The organism is Amycolatopsis rifamycinica (assembly GCF_000695625.1).
Taxonomy (GTDB): domain Bacteria; phylum Actinomycetota; class Actinomycetes; order Mycobacteriales; family Pseudonocardiaceae; genus Amycolatopsis; species Amycolatopsis rifamycinica.
This window is the reverse complement of the sequence record NZ_JMQI01000077.1, coordinates 183,894-202,590: the sequence shown is the minus strand read 5'-3', so window position 1 is coordinate 202,590 and position 18,697 is coordinate 183,894. Positions and strand designations below refer to the sequence as shown.

The window sequence follows — 18,697 nt, the reverse complement described above, 5'->3', positions numbered from 1 at the left end:
CGTAACACCGCGGTAGCGCCGCGGAGCGGTGCCCGAAACGCGGCACCCGGAACCTCGGAAGCGAACGAGGGAAGGGGAAGCGCATGCTGAAGGTTTCGCCGGAGATCGGCACCTGGCTCGCCCGGCGCAGCAGCAAGGCCGGCGACTGGACCACCCGGGAGCTCGTCGCGGCCAAGGGCGGCACCACGGTGTCCGTGGTCATCCCGGCCCGGAACGAAGAAGCCACCGTCGGCGCGATCGTCACGGCGATCCGGGACGAGCTGCACGGCGTGCTCGTCGACGAGATTCTCGTCGTCGACAGCCGGTCCACCGACGCCACCGCCGAGGTGGCCGCGGCCGCGGGGGCCACCGTCGTCGCGCAGGACGCCGTCTTCCCGGAGCTCGGCGGGCTGGCGGGCAAGGGTGAAGCGCTGTGGAAGGGCGTCGCCGCGACGACCGGCGATCTCGTCGTCTTCGTCGACGGCGACCTGCACGACTTCACCACCGGCTACGTCACCGGCCTGCTCGGCCCGCTGCTGACGGACCCGACGGTGGCCTACGTCAAGGGCTTCTACCACCGCCCGCTCGGCGCCGAGGCCGACGGCGGCGGCCGGGTCACCGAGCTGGTCGCCCGCCCGCTGCTCAACATGTTCTGGCCGGAGCTCGCCGGGTTCGTCCAGCCGCTGGCCGGCGAGTACGCGGGCCGCCGCGAGGTGCTGGAGAGCATCCCGTTCGTCGCGAACTACGGCGTCGAGATCGGGCACCTCATCGACCTGCTCGAAGAGCGCGGCCTCGACGCACTCGCCCAGGTGGACCTCGGCCACCGCGCGCACCGCCACCAGAGCACCCAGGCGCTGGGCCGGATGTCCGGGCAGATCATGCAGACGCTGTTCGACCGCCTGGAACGCCACGGCCGCATGGTCACGGCGGCCCCGCCGGCGACCCTGCTCGCGCAGTTCCGCCGCGGGACCTCGCCCGGCGTCGAGCGCGAGATCGTGCTGACCGATCTCACCTCACCGCAGCGGCCGCCCCTGAACAGCTTGGCCCTGCGGGACATCGCGTAGCCCAGGCGGCGCCGGCTGAAGCCGCGCGCCGGCGGGCTGCCAGCCGGGTGGCCCGAACACGTACCCCGCGCGCTCGCGCCAAGTCCGTGCCGTACGGAGGTCGCGCAGGATCGAGCCGTACTCGTGGAAGCCGACCTTCAGCAGGTTGTGCGTCCCGATGTTCTTCGTCAGCCCGTACGTCGGCCGCTTGCCTTCGGGGACGAAGCTGCCGAACAGGCGGTCCCAGATGATCAGGATGCCGCCGTAGTTGGAGTCCAGGTACGCCTGGTCGCTGCCGTGGTGGACGCGGTGGTGGGACGGGGTGTTGAAGACGTACTCGAACCAGCGCGGCAGCTTGCCGACCTTCTCGGTGTGCACGAAGAACTGGTAGACCAGGTCGATCGACAGGCCCGTCAGGATCATCCACGGCGGGATGCCGCACAGGGCCAGCACCGACCAGAACGGCAGCTGGAAGTACGGGGTCCACTTCTGGCGCAGCGCCGTCGAGAAGTTGTAGTGCTCGCTGGAGTGGTGCACCTGGTGGCCGGCCCAGAGCAGGCGCACGCGGTGGCTGGCCCGGTGGTAGGCGTAGAACACGAGTTCCTGGCCGAGCAGCATGAGCACCCACGTCCACCAGTCGCGCGGGTCGAACCTGACCGGGGCCAGCTCGAAAAGAGCCGCGAACACGACCAGCATGACCAGCCGGAACAGCGCGTTGACGCCGACCGCGACCGTGCCCATCAGCATGCTCGTGCGGGTGTCGGCGACGCTGTAGCCGAGGACGTTGTCGTCGTGGCCGAGCACGTGCACCGCGACGATTTCGATCGTCACGAACAGCAGGAACACCGGAATCGCGAACAACACGGGGTCGCGCAGGTGCGCCAGGAACTCGGCCACGTCGCCTCCTTGGATCTGACCATGCGGTAACTTACCCTTGGGTCACTTTACGCACGGTAGGCTCTGCCGTGTGACGGAGTCAAGGCCGGTCGGGACCAAGGGGATGCCGCGCGAAGAGCGCGAGGCCCAGCTCGTCGTGGCGGGGACCGAGGAGTTCGGCCGCGCCGGGTACGCGGGCGCGTCGATGGTCGAGATCGCGCGCCGGGTCGGGGTCACGAAGCCGTTGCTGTACCAGTACTTCGGCTCGAAGGACGGGCTCTACCTGGCCTGCCTGCACCGCGCGGGCGGCCGGCTCACCGACGGCGTGGCGGCGACCATGGCGGCGGGCGGCGAGCCCGACCAGATGCCCCTGAAGGTGCTCTCGGCGATCTTCACGACGTTCGACCACGACCGCTACGCCTGGCGCCTCCTGCGCGACGCCACGGTGCCTTCGACGGGCGACATCGCCGCCGCGGCCGCGGACTACCGCCGCCGGCTCGACGCCTTCGCGGTGCTCGGGGCGACGCAGTTGCTGACGTCCCGCGGCCTGGCGGACCCGGCGGACATCGAGGCCGTCGCCCAGGTGTGGACCGGCGTGGTCGACTCGCTGATCAGCTGGTGGATCGACCGCCCCGGCGAAGACGCCGACGCGATGACGGCCCGCTGCGCCCGGATCATGGGCGGCTTGTTCGGCTGGTGAGCCGCGGCCGGGTCGGTTGCCGGCGATCAGTCCGGCCGGCACCGCCCGCACCTCGGCCTCGTCGAGGGCGCGCAGGGCGTCGGCGATCCAGCCGACGCCGTCGAGCCCGGCCCATTCGAACGCGAGGTGGGCGATCCGGCGGGCGAGCGCGCGCCGGACCTCCGAACCGGCCGCGCGCCCACCAGCCGACGATCGACCTCGGCGAACTCCCGCAGCGGGCGCGGCGAAGCACGCGTGCAGGCCACCCTCGAACCGCCCGTCGGCCTCGCCGTGGACGTAGATCTGTCCATAGTGGACGTGAACGTCGCCGTGCGGCACCGTTCGCAGGCCGGTCGGCATGGCCGAGGGCGCCGGCAGACTGCGATTAGTCATTTTTGCCCGGTTCTGCCGACACGGAGAGTGTTTGTCGCAGATTCGTGGCTCGAATGGCGTAGCGAAACCGGTCCGGCCCGCGATTAATCTGGGAAGCCGTCGCGTCGAGAGGTCTCCCCATGCCCGAACCAGCCGCATCCGTCCCGGCCGATCCCCGGCTCGCCGCGCGGTTCACCGAGGACCTGCTCGACGGCTGCCGGGTGCTGGCCAAGGATTACGGCTACCGCCCCGCCCAGTTCGAACGCATGGTGCGCGAGCACGGCGGCGTCGAAGCGGCCCGGCTGCTCCTGCGCGGGGCCGGCACCGCGGGCGGGTTCACCGTGCTCTGGGAGAAGAACCAGCTCGGCCGCAGCTCCGAGGCGGTGATGCTCCGCGAGGAGTACGCCGAGCTGTTCACCCCCGACGAGCTCCTGCTGGCCCGTCGCCGGCTGGAGGAACACGGCTTCGACGTCGACGCCCACCTGCGCCGGGTGGCGGAGTCGCAGTAAGGGCGGCAGGGGTGACCGGCGCCGCTCCGGTCACCCCTGCCGCGGCTTTCCGGCGGCCGCGCTCGACCTGCCGCGCCGCCGCACGGACACGTTGTCCGGCGTCGAGGCGTGCCCGCCGCGCTGGTCCGCGTGGTGAACAACTGCTGCCCGGCGGACCACGCCGACAATAGTTAGGAAAGTTTCCTATCTAGGGGCAGATCACACACCTTCCGAGTGGACGCTGTCAATACCCGACACGATCGTTGCCCGCCGTGCCAACGGTTTCCCGCTCAGCGGGGCGCCCCCCGGTTTCGACGCTACCGGTTGGCACCGACAGTTTCGGCCGCCCAGTCGCGCGGGACGAGGAACGACGCCAGCTCCGCTTCCGCGCTCCCCGGCTCGGGCGTGAACTCCGCTTCCCACCGCGCCGACGGCGGCAGCGCCGTCAGGATCGCCTCGGCGTCGGCCTGCACCGCGGTCGCCGCGTCGTGGACGAGGGTGAACTCCACGTACCGGCCGCGGCGGTGAAGCTGCCACTGCCGCTCGCGCTCGCCGTACGGGACGTCCTTGCGCCGCCGGACGATCGGGAAGTACGCCGGGGCGACCGTGGCGACGCCCGCCGCGATGAACGCCGCCGAGCGCCGCCAGCCGTCCGGGCCGGGCAGGCTCAGGTGGTCGAACAGGACGCCGCCGACGCCGCGGGCTTCGTCGCGGTGCGGCAGCCGGAAACGGTCGTCGCAGGCCCGTTTCGCCTGCGCGTGGAACGCCGGGTCGAGCGTGTCGCAGTGGTTCTTCAGCACCCGGTGGAAGTGCGTGGCGTCCGAGGCGAAGCCGTAGCAGGGCAGCAGGTCGAGGCTGCCGCCGAACCACCACGCGTCCGCGGCTTCGCGGTAGCGGAAGTGCGCCTGGAACGCGGGGACGTACGGATTGCGCGGGTGCAGCACGACCGACAGCCCGGCGGCGAAGAACTCGTCGGAAAAGGCGGCGCTGACCACGGCACGTTCGAAGACCGCACCGTTCTCCAGCCGCCTGGTGCGGCCGGACCGGCCGAAGCGCGCACGGCCGTCGAGGCGTTCCAGCTCGGCCACCAGCTCCCGCTGCCCGGCGCTGAAGATCGCCTTGACGGCGTCCCGTCTGTCTCCCGAAGGCATGCCCCCACCCCCAGGGGCAGATTACCAGCGAAACGGGGTCAGCCGGCGATGTCCGCGCGGGCGATCACCTGGGTGATCTTGGCCCGGACGAGGGATTCCTCGGGGACGGCGTTGCGCTTGCCGTACGCCTCGGCCTGGTCGGCACCCATGTACCGGCCGCCCAGCTTCGTCGCCCACTCGAGCATGTCGTCCAGGTCGTGGGTGAGCCGTGCCTCGGCGGTGAACTGGACGTAGGAGTACGGCGGCTTCTGGTCGTCGACGGCCAGCGAGATGCGGCCGTCGCGGGCGATGGCCTTGCCCTTGAGCGTGTCGGTGCCGGTGGTGAAGATCAGCTCGTCGCCGTCCGGGCCTTCGTTCAGCAGGAACCAGATCGGGGTGACGATCGGGGCGCCGTTGGCCCTGACCAGGCCCAACATGCCGGTCCGGGTGCCTTCGGACGCGAACTTCCACCACTCGTCACGGCTCATCTCACGCATGCGAACGACGTTAGCCTGTCACCCGCGCGTGCGCGGAGGGTGGCCGACTAGCCTGGCCTGCTGTGCGAGACGACGAGACCGGGGGACCGGGCCTGGCCGACGAGGGGCTGACACGCCGCCTCAAGGCGCTGGCCTGCACCGCGCCGCTGCACGACCTCGACGCGCGGAAGGCGAAGCTCGACTGGGCCGACGCCACGATCTACCAGATGGCCGAGATCGCGCTGCACACGATCGACCAGGTCACCATCGCGATGGACTTCGACACCGGCGCGGGCCACGACGAGGTCATCGACCGGCTGCTGCCGTTCATCGCCCAGCAGGCGCCGTCGCGGATGCCCGAAGAGCACGTCCGCGTGGCCAAGTGGGTCCTGGACAACCTGATCAACGTCGGCACCACCGACCGCGGCTTCCGGCGCGTCTACGGCTCGATCGGACCGGGCGGCTACCAGCGGCGTCAGTTCGACTTCAAGCTGCTGGTCGAGCTGGCCGCGCCGGACGGCGAGGTCTACCTGCGCGCCACCGACGAGGCGATCAACGTCCTGGTCGGCGCGCTCGACACCGACGTCGAGTCGGCGCAGATCGCCGCCGAGGTCAAGCTCGAGAACCTCATCGCGCGGGGTCGCCTGGCCGACGCGAAGCTCGCCGCCGAGCAGGCGCGCTACCGGACCGTCCAGTACGGCGAGACGCTGCGCGCGAAGCTCGACGCGACCCGCCGGGACGTCCGTTCGGTCGACTGGGAACGCGAGGTCCCGGAGCTGCTCGACAGCGCGCTCGGCCACATCGAGGCCCGGTTCCGCGCCGAGAACGCCATCCTCAAGAACATCACCACCGCCCGCGACGAGACCGAGGACCTCGACCGCAAGCGCCGCGCCGCCGAACTCGTCGACATCGTCGGCGACTGCATCCGCCGCCACACCCGCCTGCAGTCCCGGCTCGCCGACGCGGGCGCGGTCTTCCGCGCCGAGCAGGACCGCCAGCAGTTCTCCGGCCCGCCCCAGCGCGCCACCCTGGACCTGTTCGGCCAGCTCCTCGTCCCCACCCTCGGCCTGCCGCTGGCCGACGCCGTCACGCCGGTCGAGCACTTCTTCCACGCCGCCGCCGGCATCACCGCGCCCGTGGTGCCGTCGCTGTCTTCCCTCGTCTCACTGCTGCTGCGGCCCGCCCCCGAGCGCGACCAGCTGGTGGGGGAGATCCCGGAACCCGAACTCATGCCCGCCGAGGTCACCGACAAGTTCGGCGACGACGTCTGGCGCGCCGCCGACGAGCTGCTCGACCTGCCCGAGGTGCCGCGGCGGCTGTCCGGCCTGCTCGACGAAGCCCGCCGCAGCCGCCAGCCCGGCCTCGCCGCCCTGGTCGCGCTGCGGGCGGTGCACGCCTACAGTCCCGGGATCGGCGCGGCCCGCCGCCAAGGCGACCGGCAGGTGCTGCTCGCCGTCGACGACGGCACCCTCCTGGACGACCCGGAATTCGGCGGCGCCGACCTGCTGCTGTCCACGGCCGCCGTCGAGCGCGCCGACGAGGAAGAAAACGAGGAGGTCGCCTGATGGCGCTGTCCCACAGCAGCGTGGACGCCGAGGCCGCGGCCCGGCTGGTCGCCTTCGGCATGCGGCCGAAGCAGCTGCCCGCGCGTGACGTCGTCTACGGCGACCTCGTGCGCCGCTACGGCGAGGACAACGCCTTCAAGGCCCTCACCCACGCCGTCGCGGCCGGGCTCGGCCTCATGGTCCTCGAGGTCAACCAGCAGGCCGGCGCGGTACTGGCGGCCACCGACGAGTCCGTTTTCGAGATCAAGATGGACTCCTACGCCCGCCAGGCCAAGATCCGCGAGCGCCGCGAGACCGAGAAGGTCCTGCACGGCCTGATCCACCTCGCCACCGCGGCGCTCGGTTACCCGCGCCCCGACGACCTGGCCAACGACACCTACATCGGCCGCGTCAGCGTCGAGCAGGTCGACGCGATGGTCCGCGAAGCCGCCCGCATGCTCGACGAACGCGCCGCGGCGGCCGAAGCCAACAACGACCCCCTGGCCGACGCGCCCGAGCTGGAACAGGCCTGGCGCGCCTACACCCGCCGTCCCGCCGCGGCCGCCACCAAGGACGGCAGGCTGGCCGCCGACACCACCCGCGGCATGGTCAGCCGCGCCCTGCGGTTCCTCGCCGACCAGGGCTTCCTGGTCCCGGTCAGCGACGAGCAGGGCGGCACCTACCGGACCACCCCGCGGTACCAGATCCAGGTCCGCGAACTCGCCGCCGACGCCGCCTTCGACGACCTGCTCGCGCTCGACGTCGTGGCCGTCGCGACCGCCGGGGGCACGCTGCGCGCAGCGGCGTCCGACACGCTGTAGAGGGGAATCGATGTACGAGCTTTCGCGGGTCCGCCTGCATTCGGTGGGCCCCGCGGGTGCCCGCTACCAGGACGTCGTCCTCGACTTCAGCGGCGTCGGCGCCAAGATCACCGCGCCGAAGCAGGACGCCCTGTTCAGCGCGGGCATCCACGCGACCGGCCCGGCCGAGCTGCGCCGCCCGTCGCCGGCGAGCGTGCTGTTCCTCGAGAACGGCGGCGGCAAGTCGGTGCTCATCAAGCTGATCTTCTCCGTGATGCTGCCCGGGCGCCGCCAGGTCGTCGGCACCACCAGCACGAAGGTGCTCGAGAAGTTCGTCGCCGCCAAGGACGTCTCGCACGTCGTGCTGGAGTGGCTGCACGTCGAAAGCGGCCACCGCATCATCACCGGCAAGGTGTCGGAGTGGCGCGGGCACGTCGTGTCCGCCGACTCCGAGAACCTCGTCGACTCCTGGTACTGCTTCCGCCCGACCGCCGCGCTGGGGCTCGATTCGCTGCCGATGACCCAGGACGGCCGGCTGCTCACCATGTCCGGCTTCCACGACAAGCTCACCGCGGCCCAGCTGGCCGAACCCGAGCTGGAACTGTCCTGGACCCGCCGCCACCACGAGTGGACCGGCCGTCTCGACAGCCTCGGCCTCGACACCGAGCTCTTCCGCTACCAGCGGGCGATGAACGCGGGTGAAGGCGAAGCGGCGGACGCGTTCGCCTTCGGCACCGACGACGCCTTCGTCGAGTTCCTGCTGCGCGCGGTGATCTCCGAGGAGGAGCCGAAGGACCTCGCCGAGGTCGTCGCGGTCTACGCGCACAACCTCGCCCAGCGCGGGGATCTCCTGGCCGAACGCGACTTCGTGGCCGGCGCCCTGGAACTGCTGGGACCGCTGGCCGCCGAGGAAGGCGTCGCCGCGGAGTCGCGGAAGATCGCCGAATCGGCGAAGGCCGACATGGCCGAGCTGGCCGGGCGGGTCGTCGCGCGCAACGAGCTCGAGAACGCGCGGCTGTCCGGGCTCGAAGACCACGTCACCGAGGTCAAGTCCGCGGAGAAGCTTGCCGAGGGCGACCACCGGCGGCTGACCGCGGCCGTCACCGAGCTGCGTCGCCTGGTCGCGGTGCTGCGACTAGACGAGGCCCAGGAGGCCCGCAAGCGCGTCGACGCCGAGCTCGCCGCGGCGAAGACCGAGGCGGAGGCGTGGCGCGAGACGGCGACCGTCCTCAACGCGGTGAACGCGGCGCGCAAGGCGAAGGACCTGCGTGAACTCGTCGGCAGCCGTGAAGAAAAGGCGCGGCCCGCACTGCAAGCGCGCAATGACGCCGCTGCGGCGCTCGCACGCGGGTTGCACGCCCTGGCGCAGGACGCCCAGCGGCAGGCCGACAAGGCCGAAGCGCACGCGGGCGCGTTGCGGGCCGAAGCCGAGAAGGCGCAGACCGAGCGCGACGAGGCCGCGAACCTCGCGGCCGCGCGCCGGGCCGAAGCGCGGGGGCTGACCGCGCGGATCACCGAATTGCGTGAAGAGGTCCAGGCGGCGGTTCGCGCGGGGTTGCTGCCTGCGGGCGCCGACGTCGCCGAGGCCGCGCGGGCCGCGCGCGCCGCAGCCGAGCAGGCCGGTGCGGACCTGGTCCGGCGTGACCAGGAACTCGACCGCGTCGGCGCGGATCTCCAGGCGGCGCAACGGGCCGTCAACGAGGCGCACCAGCTCGCCGGCACCACCCAGGACCGCCTGGAACGCGCCACCGAGGACCTCGACCGGGCCCACCGCCGGACCGACGCCCTCGCCGCCGAAAGCCGGCTGGTCGAGCTGCTCGGCGCCGACGACGTCAACCTGGAAAGCGACCTTCCGGTGCTGCTGGAACGGCTGCGCGAAGCGAGCGCGGCCGTCGAGAAGGAGCAGACCGCGCTGCGGATGGAGGAGTCCGCCGACGAGCGGGCCCTGGCCGCGCTGGGCTCCGGCGGGCTGCTGCCGCCGCCCGAGGACGTCCAGGCCGCACTGGACGCGCTCGAAGAGGCCGGGATCACCGCGTGGTCCGGCTGGCGCTATCTGTCCAAACTGGACGCTTCCCGGCGCGCCGAAGTGCTGGAAAGCCTGCCGCAGCTGGTGTCCGGCGTCCTGCTGAACGACGCCGCGCACGCCGGTCGCGCCCGCGAGGTGCTGACGAAGCGGCGGCTGCTGCCGAGCGCGATCATCGCCGTCGGCACCACCGAGGCCCTGCAGGCCGAGGTCCCCGCGGCGCCCGGCGTCGAGTTCCTCGTGCCGCCGAACCCCGCGATGTACGACGAAGAAGCCGCCGACGCCGAGCGGGAAGCCGTCGCGCGGCGGCACAGCGAGCGGCAGCGGCGCCTCGAAGCGTTGTCCGCCAAGCTGTCCGCGGACGGCGCGTTGACGTGGAAGCTCACGACCTGGCGCGAGGACTACCCGCCCGGCGCCATCGCGACCCTCGCCGAACAGGCCCAGGCCGCCCGGACCGCGCGGGAAACCGCGCGGACGGCGCTGGCGCAGGCCGACGCGGAATTCGCGCGGTTGAGCGAAAAAGCCGTCTCGCTGCGCGAGCGCGTCCCCGAGCTGCGGGCGGCCGCCGCCGAGGCCGAGGAGAAGGCCCGGCGGCTCGGTGAGCTGGGCGTCCGCAGCGCCCGGATCGCCCAGTGGACCGAAGAGGCCGAGCGGGCGACCGAGATCGCCGAGCGCGCCGACCTCCAGGCGTCCGACGCGGCGGGCAAGGCCGCGCGGCTGCGCGAGCAGGCGGGGGAGGAGCAGCGCACCGCGGACGGCCACCGCCGGACCGCGACCACCGCGCGCGCCGAACTGGCCGAAGTGCCCGGGGCGGCCGGCGCCGCGGACGGCCCGGTGCCGTCCGAGCCGGTGGACGCCCTGCGCCGGACGTACGCGTCGGCGTCCGAGGCGTACGCGAAGGTCGAGGTCGGCAGCGACCTGCGGAGCGAACTGGAGCAGGCCGAGTCCGCGGAAGCCGCGGCGGGTTCGGCCGTGGAGGCCATGGAGGAGGCGGTCCGGTCGCGGGCCGCCGAGCTGCTGGAGACGCCGGACGGCTCCGACGCGTCGGCCCGGGCGGCCGCGCTGGCCCGGGCTCGCCGCGTCGTCGACGGCCTCGAGGACGAGCGGACCGAAGCGATCGGGCTCGTCTCGACCCGGCGCGCCGAGCTGGACGCGCTGCCGCTGCAGAACGGCGTCACCGGCGAGAAGCCGCGGGACATCGAGCACGGCCTGGAGCTGATCGACGCGGCCGGGCTGGAGGCGTCGGCGGCCGCGCGGAAGTGGGAAGAGCTGCAGGAGCGCCGGGCGGCCGCGGAAGCGACGCTGGCGTCGGCGCGCACTTCGGCCTCGGGGTTCGCGTTGCTCGCCGAGTCGCTCGCCCACCTGGTGACCGACACCGACGCGGCGCCCTACGACGGCGACGTCGACACCGCGCGAGCCCAGCACGCGCGGCTGAACGCCACTTTGGGGCAGGCGCAGGAAGCCGCGGACGCCGGCGACCGGCGGGTGCGCGCGGCCGCCGACCAGCTCGCCCAGTACGCGACGGAGAAGCGGTTCGAGAAGCTCAGCACGCCGGTGCGGCAGCAGGTCATCTCGGTCAAGCGCGACCAGCTCCCGGCGCACGCCGCCGAGTGGGCCGAAGCGCTGCGGCCGCGCCTGCGGTCGCTGACCGACGACCTCGCGCAGATCGATCGGCACCGCGGGGGCATCATCACCCGGCTGCAGGGCATGGTCGACGGCGCGCTCCGGACGTTGCGGTCGGCGCAGCGCGTCTCCCGGCTGCCGGACGGCCTCGGCGACTGGTCCGGGCAGGAGTTCCTCCGCATCCGGTTCACCGAGCTGGAGGACAACGCGCTGACCGAGAAGCTCGGCGAGGTCGTCGACGAGGCGGCGGTGGGCCGGACCGCGGACGGCCGGGACGTCAAGCGCGACGGGCTTTCCCTGGTCCTGCGCGGAGTCCGGGCGGCGGCGCCCAGGGGCTTCCGCGTCGACATGCTGAAGCCGGACTCGGTGCTGCGGACCGAACGCCAGCGCGTCTCGGAGATCCGCGACGTGTTTTCGGGCGGCCAGCAGCTGACCGCGGCGATCATCCTGTACTGCACCTTGGCCGCGCTGCGCGCGAACAACCGCGGCAAGGCCCGCAACCGGCACTCGGGCGTGCTGTTCCTGGACAACCCGATCGGCCGCGCGTCGGCGGGCTACCTCCTGGAGCTGCAGCGGGCGGTGGCGGAGGCGCTCGGCGTCCAGCTGATCTACACGACGGGCCTGTTCGACGCGGGCGCGCTGTCGGAGTTCCCGCTGATCGTGCGGCTGCGCAACGACGCCGACCTGCGGGCGGGCCGGAAGTACCTGTCGGTGGACTCGACGATCCGAAGGCACCTCGACGAGCTGGGCGAACCCGACGGCGTCGGCCGGCTTTCCGCAACCAGGCTCTTCAGCCGTGACACGAATATCGAGCAGGGGGAGCCCGACAAGGATGTTGAGCCAGCGGGCAGCTGATCTCCTGGCGGCGCTGAAGGAACGAGCGGGGCGCAAGAAGGGCCTTCCTTTGCCCGCTCTGCTCGATGCCTACCGGCAGATCGACCCGGAAGGCGACGAGAGTCACCTGAGGCGTCCGCTCCTGCGTCGATACCTCGAAGAACTGCAGGAGGCGAATCTGGTCAGGCTCCCCAGGGCCCGTGCCGGCTTCGACCGCTTGGGGCGGGATGAAAGCCAATGGCTGCCCGCCAAGGTCTGGCTGGTCGTCGAGGAGGAACCGAAGTCGCGTGAGCCCGGCATGGTCCTGCACCCGGGACTCAGCTGGGTCGACAACAGCGGCCTGCGCGGCGGTACCGCCCTGATGGGTGTCATCTCGCAGATCAACGACTGGCTCTTCAAGCATCGCGCCGGCCCGATCGTCCCGCTACGCGAACGCTCGCTCGAAATATTCAACGACGAGAAGAAGCTGGACGAGTACCTTTACGGCCCCCTCTTCGCCCAAGAGCGCAAGATGCTCGAAGTGCTTCGTGCGCGCGTTGTGGCACCACCGCTCCACACCGAGCAGGTGGGAAACGGCGACCTCCTGCTCGTGGTCGAAAACAGCACAACGTTCCGCTGCATCCTGGATTGCCTGCCGGGCGATCATCGGCTGGCCCGGGTCGCTTGGGGAGCGGGAGCCAGCTTCAGGGCAGCGATCAGGTCGGTGAGCCCGGATTGGGCCCTGCGCGAGATCCGCTACTTCGGTGACCTCGATGTCGCCGGCCTGGAGATTCCCCGGCACGCGTCGATCATCGCCGAGAGGCTCGGCTTGCCGGAGGTTCGTCCCGCGACTTCGCTGTACGCGGCTTTGCTCGACGTCGGTCGGCCCGCCGACGCCAAGCGGACTCCCCGCCCGCAAACAGTCGAGTCCGCGGTCAGGTGGCTCGACGACGCTCAGCGAGCGTCGGCGAGTGCGGTTCTCATGCGAGGGCAGCGGATCGCGCAGGAGTGGGTCGGCATGCGGGCCCTGCCCGCGAGCGATCGATGGCATTCGTCGGTCAGGTGACCGATTCCGCCGAGGACGAACAACCGGCCTGACGGGAACAAGCCGCCCTCGTCCGGGGTTGCCGCGCACATGACGAAGCTGGGGCCGCTGGGCGCGACGCTGAACACGACCGGGGCGGAGGCCGTCGCGGCCGCCGCCGAACTCGAGGAACTGGGCTACGCCACGCTGTGGCTGCCGGGCGGGCAGGGGAACAACCTGCCGCTGATCGCCGAGGTGGTCCACGGGACCGCGAAGATCCCGGTCGCAAGCGGGATCCTGCCCGTCGACCGGGTGCCGGCGGCCGAGGTGGCGCGCGCGTACGCGGACCTGCCTGCCGGGCGGTTCGTCGTCGGCCTGGGCGGGGCGCACGGTCCCCGGCCGCTGGCAACGCTGAACGACTACCTCGACGAGATCGACGACACCGTGCCCGCGTCCGCCCGGATCCTCTCGGCGCTCGGCCCGAGGATGCTGGAACTGGCGCGGGACCGCGCGGCGGGCGCCTACCCGTACCTGGTGACGACCGACTACGTCGCCTCGGCGCGCGAGATCCTCGGCCCGGACCGGCAGCTCGTCGTGCTGGTGAACGTCGTCGCCGAGACCGACGCGACGGCCGCGCGGGACACCGTCCGCGCCGGTTCGCTGCCGTTCCTGGCCGGCGTGCCCGGCTACGCGAACAACCTGCGCCGCATGGGCTTCACGGACTCCGACGTCACGGACCTCTCCGACCGCCTGATCGACGGCGTGACGGCCTGGGGCGCCCTCGACACCGTCGTGGCCCGGCTGCGGGAGTACCGGGCCGCGGGCGCGGACCAGGTGGTCGTCCCGGCCGGCGAGGTGCCCCGCGAGTGGTGGCCGGAGCTGGTGACGGCACTGGCCTAGTTCTCCAGCGGCAGGTGGCCGTGACTTTCCGAGAGCCCTAAGGTCGGCTCTCGTATGATCACCGACTTCCTGCTCGACCACTCGGCGCTGGTGCCGGTGGTGTTCGTCCTGGTCGCCGTCGTCTGTGTCGGCGTCGGCGGCCTGGTCGCGCGTGTCCGCCGGGGCCGGCAACGCATCCTCTGGCTGCTCGTGGCCCTGTCGGTGCTGCCCGTCGTCGTGCTGACGCTTGTCCCGGCCGCGGGCCGGGCCGGGCAGTCCGGCTGCGTGGTCCAGTTCTCCGTGCCGACCCTGACCAGGGTGGAACTGCTGGCCAATGTCGCGTTGTTCGTCCCGCCGGTCTTCTTCGCCACGGTGGCCACCCGGCGGCCGCTGCCGATGCTCGCGGCCGGTGCGGGCCTGTCCGCCGCGATCGAGGCCGTGCAGGCCGTGGTGCCCGCCCTCGGGCGCGCCTGCGACACCGGCGACTGGACGATGAACACCCTCGGCACCGTCCTCGCCGTCCTCCTCGCCACGGCCACGATCGCGCTCACCGACCGCGCGCCCGGGCCGGCCGGCGGAAAGACGTCCGGGCTTCGCCGGCGCTGACCCCGTGCCGTGGCGACCGAGCGGTGTCAGCCGCGGATCGCGCGCTGGTAGGCGGCGAGCGCTTCGGCGTCGTCGATGCTGCCGTGGTGGTGGACCTGCACCCAGCGGCCGTCTTCGTAGGCGAAGAACCGTGTCGTGCGGATGCTCAGGGGGACGGTCTCGGTCACGCGGTATTCGCCGGTCTCGCGGCCGGCGAAGACCGCGTGGCCTTCGCCGGAGTACTCGACGATGTCGCCCAACGTGACGGTGACGCGGGCGGGGCCGTGGAAGACGCGGTCGTACAGCTCGGTGATCGCTTCGCCGCCGCGGAGGATGCCGCCGAGCGGGTTGTTCAGCTGGGCCAGGGGATCGCGCGTCCAGACCCGGCGGAATACCTCGAGATCGCGCTGGTTGAAGGCGTAGTAGAAGGATTCGAGCGCGGCCAGCGCCCCCTCCCGGCCGGGCTCGGCAGCTTCGCCGAGTCGGTTGCGCGCGTCGGGGCCGAAAGTGGCTTCGAGGTGCCGGGGCATCGCTGCTCCTACAGTGTTCGATGGAGGTCGACCAGATGAGTGTACGACAATCATCGAACCAATCGTCGAACCAATCGTCGGGCACTGCGCGGGCGCGCGGGCTCACGCACGCGGTCCCGGCGCAGGTTTCGCTGCAGGACGCCTTGGCCGCGGTCGCCGATCCGGTGCGCCGCAGCATCCTGCGCGAGCTGGCGGCCGTGCCGGAGTGGACGAAGGCGTGCGGCACGTTCGACCTGCCGGTGGCCAAGGCGACCCGCAGCCACCACTTCGCCGTGCTGCGCGCGGCGGGCCTGATCGAACAGCGCGACGAAGGCCCGCGGCGGCTCAACCGCCTGCGGCGTCCCGAATTCGACGCCGCCTTCCCGGGGTTGCTCGACCTGGTGCTCAGTCACCCCGGCCCGTGAAGGCCAGCGTGGTGCCCAGGCCGATCATGACGAGACCGCCGGTGCCGCCGACCATTTCCAGCCGCTTCGGCGACCGGGCGAACCACGCGCGGGCCGTGCCGGCGACCAGCGCCCACGCGCTGTCGGTGGCCAGCGCGATCGCGGGCAGGCACAGCCCGAGCAGGAGCATCTGGGCCGGGACCGACCCGGCGGCGGGGTCGACGAACTGGGGCAGCAGCGCGGCCAGGAAGACGATCGACTTCGGGTTCGCGAAGCCCACGACGAAGCCGTCCCGCAGCACGGTCAGCACGCGCCCGGGCGTGGCGCGCACCTTCGCGGCCATCGCGTCGCTCAGCTTCCGGCGGTGGCGCACGGCCTGCATCCCCAGGTACACCAGGTAGACCGCGCCGCCGACCTTGATCGCGGTGAACACCGCCGCGGACGTCGTCACCAGCGCGCCGAGGCCGAACGCGACCGCGACGACCTGCGTGTACACACCCGCGGAGTTGCCGACGACGGTGAGCAGCGCGTCGCGCCGCCCGACGGTGAGCGCGCGGCTGATCGTGAACAGCACGCTCGGCCCGGGAACCACGATCATGAGGAACGTCAGCGCGGCGAAGGCCGCCAAATGCGTGCCGGAGACCATCTCGCGAGGCTATCGCCCGGTCGCGGCAGACGACCAGCCGGTTTTGTCGGTGCCCGGTGGTAGGAAAACGGGGTGCCTCCGAAGATCAGCACCGACCAGCGCCGGGCCCGCCTCGCCGTCCGCCACCACCTCGCCGCGCCCGCGGCCTCGGTGGCCGACGCCGTCGCCGGGGTCGTCGCGCTGCACGCCACCGACCCGGCGACGGTCCACCTGTCCGCGTCCGCGCGGCTCGCCGGTCCGGCGGTGCCCGATGTCGAGCGCGCGCTCTACGAGGAGCGTTCGCTGCTGCGGTTGCTGGGCATGCGGCGCACGGTGTTCGTCACCGGCCTGGAGACGGCGGCGCTGGTGCAGGCGGGCTGCTCGGCGGACATCGAGGTCAAGCAGCGGAAGCTGCTGGAGCAGCACCTCGGGCAGCAGGGGCACCCGGAGAACGTGCCGGAGCCGGGGGCGTGGCTGGCCGACGTCGAGGCGTCGGTCGAAGCGGCCCTGCGCGCCCGCGGTTCGGCGACGGCGCAGCAGCTGAGCGAAGACGAGCCCCGCCTGCGCCAGCAGCTGCTGATGGCGGCGGGCAAGCCGTACGAGGCCATCGGCAACGTGACGAGCCGGGTGCTGTTCCTCCTGGCGGCGGGCGGCCGGATCGTCCGCGGCCGTCCCCGCGGCAGCTGGCTCAGCACCCAGTACGTGTGGCACCCGCTGGACGAGTGGGTCCCGGGCGGGCTGCCACCGTGGGGCGCGGAGGAGGCCCGGGCGGAGCTGGCCCGCCGGTGGCTGCGCGCGTACGGCCCGGCGCCGGTGTCCGACCTGCGGTGGTGGACGGGCTGGACGGCGGGCCAGACGAAGAAGGCGCTGGCGGCGGTGTCGCCGGTGGAGGTCGACATCGAGGGCGTGCCGGGCGTGGCGCTGGCGGACGACCTCGACCCGGTGCCGGTGCCGGCCCCGTGGGTGGCGTTCCTGCCGGCACTGGACCCGACCCCGATGGGCTGGCAGGACCGCGAGTGGTTCCTCGGCCCGCACCGCGCGGCCCTGTTCGACCGCAGCGGCAACATCGGCCCGACGGTGTGGGCGTCCGGCCGGGTGGTCGGCGGCTGGGCCCAGCGTGCCTCGGGGGAGGTGGTGTTCAGGCTGCTGGAGGAGGTGGACGCGGAGACCCGCGCGCTGGTGGATGCGGAGGCGGAGCGGTGCGCGAAGTGGTTCGGGGAGATCCGGGCGGTGCCGCGCTTCCGCACGCCGCTGGAGCGCGAGCTGGCGGGCTGAGCCGTGGCCGGATCCCGTGCCTGGAGGGCGAACCGGCGGCTGAACGGGGGCCGGATCCGTGCCTGGAGCGCGAGCTGGCGGGCTGAACGGGGGCCGGCTCCCGTGCCGCCGGGGCCGCCGGCGCGACCCCGGCCGCGAAGGCTGCGGAGGGGCTCCCGGGTCGCTGGATCGGTCGAGTCATCGACCTCACGTCCCGCCCCCGGAGCGCCCTCCATCGGCCCCCGCGGCCGCCGGGTGGCTGAATCGGTCAAGCCCGGATTCTCGCCCGCCCGCGCGCCCTCGCCGGATCGTCGCCGTTGCCGTCGCTTCCAGCCGGAACCGGGTCCGCACCCGGCGTTCCGCTCGCCGGCGCCGGCTGCCGTCGCCCGGCCCGGAGCACCCCCGGTGACGCCTCGGCTTCTTAATCGATTCTTGACCCGTTCGCCAAGTGGTGGAAGTCTCGTCAGGGCAGTCAGGGACGCGCATGCCCGCACGCTAGGGTGGCCGCGAGCCCGCAAGTCACGGCCGGGGGTCCCGGCCGATCCTCAGAGGAGTGGCAGCAGTGACCGTTCGCGTAGGTGTCAACGGCTTCGGCCGCATCGGCCGCAACTTCTTCCGCGCCGTGCAGGCCAGCGGCCAGGACATCGAGGTCGTCGCCTTCAACGACCTCGGCGACGTCGCCACCATGGCGCACCTGCTGAAGTACGACTCCATCCTGGGCCGGTTCCCGGGTGAGGTCAGCGTCAGCGACGAGGGCATCGTCGTCGACGGCAAGACCATCAAGGCCCTCGCCGAGCGCGACCCGGCCAACCTGCCCTGGGGCGAGCTGAACGTCGACGTCGTCCTCGAGTCGACCGGCTTCTTCACCAACGCCGACGCCGCGAAGGCGCACATCGCCGGCGGCGCCAAGAAGGTCATCATCTCCGCGCCCGCGAAGGGCGAGGACCTGACCATCGTGCTCGGCGTCAACGACGACAAGTACGACGGCTCGCAGGTCATCATCTCGAACGCGTCCTGCACCACCAACTGCCTCGGCCCGCTGGCCAAGGTCCTCAACGACGCCTTCGGCATCGAGCAGGGCCTGATGACCACGGTCCACGCCTACACCCAGGACCAGAACCTGCAGGACGCCCCGCACAAGGACCTGCGCCGCGCCCGCGCCGCCGCCCTGAGCGTCGTCCCGACCTCGACCGGCGCCGCCAAGGCCATCGGCCTCGTCCTGCCGGAGCTGCAGGGCAAGCTGGACGGCTACGCGCTGCGCGTCCCGGTCCCGACCGGCTCGGCCACCGACCTCACGGTCACCCTGTCCAAGGCCGCCACGGTCGAGGAGATCAACGCCGCCTACAAGGCCGCCGCCGAGGGCCCCCTCGCGGGCATCCTGCGCTACTCGGAGGACCCGATCGTGTCGGCGGACATCGTCACCGACCCGGCGTCCTGCATCTACGACGCGCCGCTGACGAAGGTCATCGGCAACCAGGTCAAGGTCGTCGGCTGGTACGACAACGAGTGGGGCTACTCCAACCGCCTCGCCGACCTGGTCAAGCTCGTCGGTTCGAAGCTGTCCTGAACCC

At 72.3% G+C, this 18,697-nt stretch carries 17 protein-coding genes; 12 read left to right on the top strand and 5 right to left on the bottom strand.

What is annotated here, in order from left to right; genetic code table 11:
- Positions 1-83: 83 nt before the first annotated feature.
- A complete protein-coding gene (locus tag DV20_RS38115; RefSeq protein WP_043788298.1) occupies positions 84-1,043 on the top strand; it encodes a glucosyl-3-phosphoglycerate synthase in 960 nt (319 codons plus the stop codon).
- On the opposite strand, the gene DV20_RS38110 is transcribed toward DV20_RS38115, so the two are convergent.
- Entirely contained in the window at positions 993-1,919 is a 927-nt protein-coding gene (locus DV20_RS38110) for a sterol desaturase family protein (protein ID WP_051736303.1), read from the bottom strand. The genes DV20_RS38115 and DV20_RS38110 overlap by 51 nt on opposite strands.
- Positions 1,920-1,989: 70 nt before the next feature.
- Here DV20_RS38110 and DV20_RS38105 point away from each other — a divergent pair, with 70 nt between their 5' ends.
- Together DV20_RS38105 and DV20_RS38100 are read left to right on the top strand one after the other, a co-directional pair.
- Positions 1,990-2,598 (top strand): TetR/AcrR family transcriptional regulator, encoded by a 609-nt coding sequence (locus DV20_RS38105; RefSeq protein WP_235191117.1) that lies wholly within the window; start codon positions 1,990-1,992, stop codon positions 2,596-2,598.
- Between the two features lie 491 nt (positions 2,599-3,089).
- A complete protein-coding gene (locus tag DV20_RS38100; RefSeq protein ID WP_043788295.1) occupies positions 3,090-3,458 on the top strand; it encodes a hypothetical protein in 369 nt (122 codons plus the stop codon).
- A 296-nt stretch (positions 3,459-3,754) separates the two neighbouring features.
- Here the strand turns inward: DV20_RS38100 and DV20_RS38095 are convergent, their stop codons facing one another.
- Together DV20_RS38095 and DV20_RS38090 are read right to left on the bottom strand one after the other, a co-directional pair.
- Positions 3,755-4,588, bottom strand: coding sequence for a coproporphyrinogen III oxidase (locus tag DV20_RS38095; RefSeq protein ID WP_043788294.1), 834 nt, complete (start codon positions 4,586-4,588; stop codon positions 3,755-3,757).
- Between the two features lie 38 nt (positions 4,589-4,626).
- A complete protein-coding gene (locus tag DV20_RS38090) occupies positions 4,627-5,064 on the bottom strand; it encodes a PPOX class F420-dependent oxidoreductase (protein ID WP_043788293.1) in 438 nt (145 codons plus the stop codon).
- Positions 5,065-5,126: 62 nt separating this feature from the next.
- Here DV20_RS38090 and DV20_RS38085 point away from each other — a divergent pair, with 62 nt between their 5' ends.
- The 6 genes from DV20_RS38085 to DV20_RS38060 all read left to right on the top strand — a co-directional run bounded on the left by DV20_RS38085 (position 5,127) and on the right by DV20_RS38060 (position 14,355).
- Complete coding sequence (locus tag DV20_RS38085; RefSeq protein WP_043788291.1) at positions 5,127-6,608, top strand: hypothetical protein; 1,482 nt, start codon at positions 5,127-5,129, stop codon at positions 6,606-6,608.
- Positions 6,608-7,408 carry a hypothetical protein gene (locus DV20_RS38080; RefSeq protein WP_043788290.1) on the top strand — a complete coding sequence of 267 codons (801 nt, stop codon included), beginning with the start codon at positions 6,608-6,610 and terminating at the stop codon, positions 7,406-7,408. The genes DV20_RS38085 and DV20_RS38080 overlap by 1 nt, the downstream gene beginning before the upstream one ends.
- Positions 7,409-7,418: 10 nt before the next feature.
- Entirely contained in the window at positions 7,419-11,888 is a 4,470-nt protein-coding gene (locus DV20_RS38075) for a coiled-coil domain-containing protein (protein ID WP_043788289.1), read from the top strand.
- Entirely contained in the window at positions 11,866-12,912 is a 1,047-nt protein-coding gene (locus DV20_RS43345) for a hypothetical protein (protein WP_051736302.1), read from the top strand. Before DV20_RS38075 ends, DV20_RS43345 begins: the two co-directional genes overlap by 23 nt.
- Before the next feature lie 69 nt (positions 12,913-12,981).
- Positions 12,982-13,770, top strand: coding sequence for a TIGR03620 family F420-dependent LLM class oxidoreductase (locus DV20_RS38065; protein ID WP_043788288.1), 789 nt, complete (start codon positions 12,982-12,984; stop codon positions 13,768-13,770).
- Between the two features lie 54 nt (positions 13,771-13,824).
- Entirely contained in the window at positions 13,825-14,355 is a 531-nt protein-coding gene (locus tag DV20_RS38060) for a VanZ family protein (RefSeq protein ID WP_051736301.1), read from the top strand.
- Between the two features lie 26 nt (positions 14,356-14,381).
- Here the strand turns inward: DV20_RS38060 and DV20_RS38055 are convergent, their stop codons facing one another.
- Complete coding sequence (locus DV20_RS38055) at positions 14,382-14,864, bottom strand: YybH family protein (protein WP_043788287.1); 483 nt, start codon at positions 14,862-14,864, stop codon at positions 14,382-14,384.
- A gap of 35 nt (positions 14,865-14,899) precedes the next feature.
- On the opposite strand from DV20_RS38055, the gene DV20_RS38050 reads away from it, so the two are divergent.
- The gene (locus DV20_RS38050) at positions 14,900-15,268 is read left to right on the top strand and encodes an ArsR/SmtB family transcription factor (RefSeq protein ID WP_043788350.1); all 369 of its coding nucleotides are present in this window, start codon (positions 14,900-14,902) and stop codon (positions 15,266-15,268) included.
- On the opposite strand, the gene DV20_RS38045 is transcribed toward DV20_RS38050, so the two are convergent.
- Positions 15,249-15,893 (bottom strand): LysE family translocator, encoded by a 645-nt coding sequence (locus tag DV20_RS38045; protein ID WP_043788286.1) that lies wholly within the window; start codon positions 15,891-15,893, stop codon positions 15,249-15,251. The two genes, DV20_RS38050 and DV20_RS38045, sit on opposite strands and share 20 nt — an antisense overlap.
- A 72-nt stretch (positions 15,894-15,965) precedes the next feature.
- Between DV20_RS38045 and DV20_RS38040 the strand changes: the two genes are divergently transcribed.
- Together DV20_RS38040 and gap are read left to right on the top strand one after the other, a co-directional pair.
- On the top strand, positions 15,966-17,147 hold the full coding sequence (locus DV20_RS38040) for a winged helix DNA-binding domain-containing protein (RefSeq protein ID WP_043788285.1): 1,182 nt from the start codon (positions 15,966-15,968) through the stop codon (positions 17,145-17,147).
- Positions 17,148-17,688: 541 nt separating this feature from the next.
- Positions 17,689-18,693, top strand: coding sequence for a type I glyceraldehyde-3-phosphate dehydrogenase (gene gap, locus DV20_RS38035; RefSeq protein ID WP_043788284.1), 1,005 nt, complete (start codon positions 17,689-17,691; stop codon positions 18,691-18,693).
- The last annotated feature ends 4 nt before the right edge of the window (positions 18,694-18,697 follow it).